Genomic DNA, 5,830 nt, shown 5'->3' with positions numbered 1-5,830 from the left:
CCTTCAGTAACTGGTGCGTCCGCGGGTGCAGAGCAAAGGAAGCGAAGGTGGTGTGGGGGGTTGGGAGGGGTGGGGTGCGGGACCCGGCTGACCTCGGTGCCGCAGGCCCCCGGGCAGACCGTTCCACCCGGCGCCCGACCCGGCTTTCCGGCGCCCGTGCGGGGTCTCCGGGCACTGGCGCACCTCGACGTCGCGGCAACCTCGGCGGTCGCGGCGGTGGCCTCAGTCTGAGCGGCGGCGGTGGGTGCGGCTGAGGTCGGTGGGGCGTCCGGGGTCGACGTGGCGGGGACGGTCGGGTTCGTCGGGGCGCAGCGGGGCGAGGGTGTCGGTGAGCGCGTCGATGATCCGGTCGGTGGCGCGGCGGGCCGCGCCGGGGTTGGCGGCCGCCGTCTCGCCCAGGTCGACGGGGGTGCCGAAGTGCACCCGGATCACCGGGCGGCGCCACAGCGAGCGGGCGATGCCGCGCAGCATTCCGCGGGGCGCCTGGTAGGGCAGCACCTCGTGCGAGCCCCACTGGGCGACCGGGACGACCGGGGCACCGCAGGCCAGGGCGAGGCGGGCGGCGCCGGTCTTGCCGCGTTCGGGCCACAGGCCGGGGTCGAGGCCGATGCGCCCCTCGGGGTAGATAAGGATCACCGAGCCACGCGCGACGGCCGTGGCGGCGTTGTCGAGGGCCTGGTGCACGGCACTGGTGCCGCGGTCGACCCGGATGTGCCCGGCGTGGCGCATGGCGGCACCGAACACCGGGACGCGGAACAGCCCGGCGGTCGCCATGATCCGGGGGGCGACGCCGCGGATCTGGCAGGCGGCGGCCATGACCACCGGGTCGAATGGGCTGATGTGGTTGGCGGTCAGCACCAGCGGGCCGCGACGCAGGTGCGTCGGGACGTCGCCGGTGACCTCGAGGCGGGCGAGCAGGCCGACCAGGCCCCGGGCCAGCAGCAGGGCTGCGCGCCAGATCAGCGGCGGCTGCCAGGTGGTGTGTGCGGTGTCCATCAGCGCGCCATCGTCGCACGCCCCGGCGGGGCCGCGAGGGCGGGTCGGGTGATCAGGGTCATTGGTCCCGGGCCGTTTCGGGCCACCCGGCCCTGCCCAATCCTCTACGACGAGCAGTAGTATTTACTACGTCTCGTAGTACGGATCGTTGGGGGTTTTTCAGGTGGACGCGTTGGACGTTGCCCGCTGGCAGTTCGGTGTCACCACCGTCTACCACTTCCTTTTCGTGCCGCTGACCATCGGCCTCTCCGTGCTGGTGGCCATCCTCCAGACGATGTGGCACCGCACCGGCAACGAGCGCTACCTCAAGCTCACCAAGTTCTACGGCAAGCTGTTCCTGATCAACTTCGCCATGGGTGTGGTCACTGGCATCGTGCAGGAATTCCAGTTCGGCATGAACTGGAGCGACTACTCCCGCTTCGTCGGCGACATCTTCGGCGCACCCCTGGCCATCGAGGCGCTCGTCGCGTTCTTCCTCGAATCCACCTTCATCGGGCTGTGGATCTTCGGCTGGGATCGGCTGCCCAAGCGGGCGCACCTGGCCAGCATCTGGGCCGCCGCGATCGGCACCAACCTGTCCGCGTACTTCATCCTCGCCGCGAACTCGTTCATGCAGAACCCGGTGGGCTACCGGATCAACCCCGACAGCGGACGCGCCGAGCTGACCAACTTCCCGGCCGTGCTGACCAACAAGGTCGCCCTGATCACCTTCCCGCACACCCTGGCCGGCTCGTTCCTGGTCGCAGGGTCGCTGGTCGTGGCGGTCGGCCTCTACCACGTGATTCGCAACCGGGACTCCGCCGACACCGGCGCGTACCGCTTCGCCACGAAGTTCGGCTCCTGGGTGGTCCTGGTCGCCTCCGCGGCCGTGCTGTTCACCGGCGACATCCAGGGCAAGATCATGACGGACGTGCAGCCGATGAAGATGGCCGCCGCCGAGGGCCTCTACACCACCGAGAGCCCCGCCTCGTTCTCGGTGCTCACCATCGGCAGCCTGGACGGCAGCCGCGAGGTGTTCGCCATCAAGATCCCGTACCTGTTGTCGTACCTGGGCACCGGTGACCCGAACGGCACCGTGCACGGCATCAACGACCTGCAGGCCCAGTACGCCAGCCAGTACGGCGCCGGCAGCTACACCCCGATCATCCCGGTCACCTACTGGAGCTTCCGCTTCATGATCGCCTTCGGGATGGCCGCGGCCGCGATCGCCCTGCTGGTGCTCTGGAGCCAGCGCAAGGGCCGCACCCCGAGCAGCAAGTGGCTGCTGCGCGCCGGGCTGGCCATGCCGGTGCTGCCGCTGCTGGCCAACTCGTTCGGCTGGATCTTCACCGAGATGGGCCGCCAGCCGTGGATCGTCTTCGGCGAGATGCTCACCCGCAACGGGGTGTCCCGCAGCGTCTCGCTGGCCGAGGTCCTCACCTCGTTCACCGCCTTCACCCTGATCTACGCCACCCTCGCCGTGATCGAGGTCAAGCTGCTGCTGCGCTACGCCAAGGCCGGCGTACCCGACGTCAGCGAAGAGCACCCCATCGACGACACCCACGACGACGCCGAGCGCCCGCTCGCCTTCGCCTACTGATCCCGGAGCCCATCGTGGAACTGACCACCATCTGGTTTCTCCTCGTCGCCGTGCTGTTCACCGGGTACTTCATCCTGGAGGGCTTCGACTTCGGCGTCGGCATGCTGCTGCCCGTGCTCGGCCGCGACGACCGGGAACGCCGCGTCCTGATCAACACCATCGGCCCGGTCTGGGACGGCAACGAGGTGTGGCTGATCACCGCCGGTGGCGCCATGTTCGCCGCGTTCCCCGAGTGGTACGCCACCCTCTTCTCCGGCTTCTACCTGCCGCTGCTGCTGATCCTGCTGGCCCTGATCGCCCGGGGGGTCGCCTTCGAGTACCGGCACAAGCGCCCCGAGGCGTCCTGGAAGCGCCGTTGGGACGCGGCGATCGTGGTCGGCTCGCTGCTGCCGGCGATCCTGTGGGGCGTCGCCTTCGCCAACATCCTGCGCGGCGTGCCACTGGACGCCGACCACGAGTACGTCGGCGGTCTGCTGGACCTGCTCAACCCGTACGCCCTGCTGGGCGGCGCGACCACTCTCGCGCTGTTCCTCACCCACGGCGCGGTGTTCCTCGCCCTGAAGACCACCGGCGACATCCGCGAGCGGGCGGGCGCGCTCGCCGTGCGCCTGGGTGTGGGCGCCGCCGTGCTCGCGGTCGGGTTCCTGACCTGGACGTTGAACATCCGCTCCAGCGCGGCCGCCGTCGTGCTCGCCGTCGGCGCGGCCCTCGCCCTGCTCGGCGGTCTGGCCGCCGCCCGGGTACGCCGGGAGGGCTGGGCGTTCACCGGCACGGCCGTGGCGATCGGCCTGGCGGTGGCGACCCTGTTCGCGGCGCTGTTCCCGAACGTGCTGCCCTCCACCCTGGACGCGGCAGGCACGCTGACGGCCACCAACGCCGCGTCCACCCCGTACACCCTGAAGATCATGACCTGGGTGGCGGTGATCTTCACTCCGGTGGTGCTGGCCTACCAGGGGTGGACGTACTGGGTGTTCCGCAAGCGCATCGGCGTGGCCAACATCCCGCAACACTGACCGCCGGAAGCGGGGAATCGCGCACCAGCGGGGACGGCGCAGCGCGGGGCGTCGGGAAAATCGGGCGGTTGGTGGGGGTGGGCTCGTTTACGGTGTGCCGATGCCCGCCGCTGTGCACGTACGCGAACTCACCGCCGACGACCTCGACGCCGCCTGGGAGCTGGGCCGCTTCGCGTTCGGCTCCGACCCGCAGCGCCCGGCGCCCGCGCCCGCGCCGGTGCCCGGCCTGACCCGTTACGGCGCGTTCGACGACTCCGGTCGGCTCGTCGGCAAGGCCATCGACCTGCACCACGACCAGTGGTGGTCCGGGCGGGCGGTGCCGGCCGCGGACGTGGCCGGGGTGGCCGTCGCCCCCGAGGCCCGTGGTCACGGCGTGGCACGAGCCCTGCTCAGCGCGCTGCTACGCGGCGCCCACGACCGTCAGGCGGCGATCAGCGCGCTCTATCCGACCGTCGCCGTCCCGTACCGGGCCTGCGGGTGGGAGGCCGCGGGGGTGCTGCGCACCGTCGACCTGGCCACCGCCGCGTTGCCCCGCCACCGGCCCGCGTCGCACCTCACCGTCCGAGCCGGTACGCCCGCCGACCTGCCGGCCGTCGACGCCCTGTACGAGCGGGTCACCCGGCACCGCAACGGCATGCTGACCCGCCGGGGTGAGCTGTTCGACGCCGCCGACCGCGGTCTGCCCGGTGACGGGGTCACCCTCGTCGAGGCCGACGGCGAGCTGGTCGGTTACGCCACCTGGCAGCGGGGCCGGGGCTACGGAGCGGATTCGGTGCTCACCGTCGACGAGGCCCTCGCTGTCACGCCCGAGGCCGCCCGGGAGATCGTCGGGGTGCTCGGCAGTTGGGCCAGCGTCGCGCCGACGCTGCGACTGTGCCCGCTCGACGGCGACGCGGTCAGCACCGTCCTGCCGTTGGAGTCGGCCCGCGACCACGAGCGGGACCTGTGGATGCACCGACCGGTCGACGTCGCCCGCGCGGTGAGCGCGCGGGGGTGGCCCGCCCACGCCCGGGGCGTCGTCGACTTCGCCCTCACCGACCCGCTCGCCGAGTGGAACACCGGCACCTGGAGGCTGACCGTCGCCGACGGCGACGCCGAGCTGACCCGGGTCGGCGGCGAGGCCGACCTGCGGTTGGACGTGCGCGGTTTCGCTCTGCTCTACGCCGGTGCCGCGCAGGCCCGCTCGGTCGCGCAGGCCGGGCTGCTGCACCACGGCCCGGGTGTCGACCCGGGCGCGCTCGACCTCCTGGCCTGCGGCGGGCCCGCGCAGTTGCTCGACTACTTCTGACCGGCGGGCCGATGGTTTCCGCCTCCGAAGTGGGAACTCGGCGGCGGCAGCGGACAGATACAGGTGTGACAGCCGAGATGCGGGCCCGGATCCGGGCCGGAGACTCCGACGCGTTGGGTGAGCTCTTCGACGAGCACGCCGAGGCGGTTCATCGACATGCGCTGTGGAGCGGAAGCGATGCGGCGCACGCCGAGGACGTGGTGTCGCTGACCTTCCTCGAAGCGTGGCGGATCCGCGGATCCCTGCGCCCGGACGGGGACGGTCTGCGGCCGTGGCTGCTCGGGATCGCGACAAACGTCCTGCGCAACCGCCGGCGGGCGGCGCGCCGGCACCGGGAGGCGTTGCGGCGGCTGCCGGTACGCGACACCGTCCCCGACTTCGCCGACGCGGTGGTCGACCGGATGCACGACGCCGACCAGGTGGCCGCCGCCCTGGCGGGACTGCGGGCGTTGCGCCGCGCCGACCGGGAGGTGTTCCTGCTCTGCGTGTGGTCGCAACTGGACTACGCGGCGGCGGCCGAGGCGCTGGGCGTACCCGTCGGGACCGTGCGCTCCCGACTGTCGCGGGCCCGAACCCGGCTGCGGGCGCTGGCGCAGCAGGAGCTGACCGGCGCCCGGATGACCCCCGTCGAGCAGGGAGAGTACCGATGAGAGAGCCCACCGCTCCGCCCGTGCCGGCCCTGCCGGCGTTGCGCCGACAGGCACTGCGGCATCATCTGCTGACCGAGGTCCGGCGGCCGTCGCGGCGGCCACGACGGATGCGGGTGCTCGTGCCGGTGGCGGGCGTGCTGACCGTCGTGGTCGCGGCCGGGATGGTCGCCCAGCCGTGGTCGTCGGACAGCGCGCCACTGATCGTCCCGGTCGAGCAGGGGGAACGCGTCGGGGCGTCACTGCTGCTCAACCGGATGGCCGCGGTGGCCGCCGGCAGGCGGGGGCCGCCGCCCGGCGAGGGCGG

General features: G+C 72.3%; 5 protein-coding genes and 1 pseudogene. 5 read left to right on the top strand and 1 reads right to left on the bottom strand.

All coding sequences use genetic code 11. The features are described from left to right. Positions 1 to 222 precede the first annotated feature (222 nt). The gene (locus AB0B48_RS31490; protein WP_357207960.1) at positions 223 to 996 is read right to left on the bottom strand and encodes a lysophospholipid acyltransferase family protein; all 774 of its coding nucleotides are present in this window, start codon (positions 994 to 996) and stop codon (positions 223 to 225) included. A 163-nt stretch (positions 997 to 1,159) separates the two neighbouring features. On the opposite strand from AB0B48_RS31490, the gene AB0B48_RS31485 reads away from it, so the two are divergent. From AB0B48_RS31485 to AB0B48_RS31465, 5 genes and pseudogenes are all read left to right on the top strand, one after another. After that, the gene (locus tag AB0B48_RS31485) at positions 1,160 to 2,575 is read left to right on the top strand and encodes a cytochrome ubiquinol oxidase subunit I (protein WP_357207958.1); all 1,416 of its coding nucleotides are present in this window, start codon (positions 1,160 to 1,162) and stop codon (positions 2,573 to 2,575) included. Between the two features lie 14 nt (positions 2,576 to 2,589). Continuing rightward, positions 2,590 to 3,588, top strand: coding sequence for a cytochrome d ubiquinol oxidase subunit II (gene cydB, locus AB0B48_RS31480; RefSeq protein ID WP_355007524.1), 999 nt, complete (start codon positions 2,590 to 2,592; stop codon positions 3,586 to 3,588). Between the two features lie 100 nt (positions 3,589 to 3,688). Beyond that, positions 3,689 to 4,876 carry a GNAT family N-acetyltransferase gene (locus AB0B48_RS31475; protein WP_357207955.1) on the top strand — a complete coding sequence of 396 codons (1,188 nt, stop codon included), beginning with the start codon at positions 3,689 to 3,691 and terminating at the stop codon, positions 4,874 to 4,876. Between the two features lie 65 nt (positions 4,877 to 4,941). After that, positions 4,942 to 5,526, top strand: a complete 585-nt coding sequence (locus AB0B48_RS31470; protein WP_357207953.1) for an RNA polymerase sigma factor — start codon at positions 4,942 to 4,944, stop codon at positions 5,524 to 5,526. Then, a pseudogene (locus AB0B48_RS31465) lies at positions 5,523 to 5,830 on the top strand (hypothetical protein); the annotation flags it as partial. The gene AB0B48_RS31470 and the pseudogene AB0B48_RS31465, both read left to right, overlap by 4 nt.

The organism is Micromonospora sp. NPDC049089, assembly GCF_040648775.1.
In the GTDB taxonomy this organism is placed as follows: Bacteria; Actinomycetota; Actinomycetes; order Mycobacteriales; family Micromonosporaceae; genus Micromonospora.
Note: the sequence above shows the minus strand (reverse complement) of the source record. Positions and strands in the feature narration are given on the sequence as shown.

Coding starts and splice junctions, on each gene's coding strand:
- AB0B48_RS31490 (WP_357207960.1), bottom strand. CDS start 996: ATGGACACCGCACACACCACCTGGCAGCCGCCGCTGATCTGGCGCGCA.
- AB0B48_RS31475 (WP_357207955.1), top strand. CDS start 3,689: ATGCCCGCCGCTGTGCACGTACGCGAACTCACCGCCGACGACCTCGAC.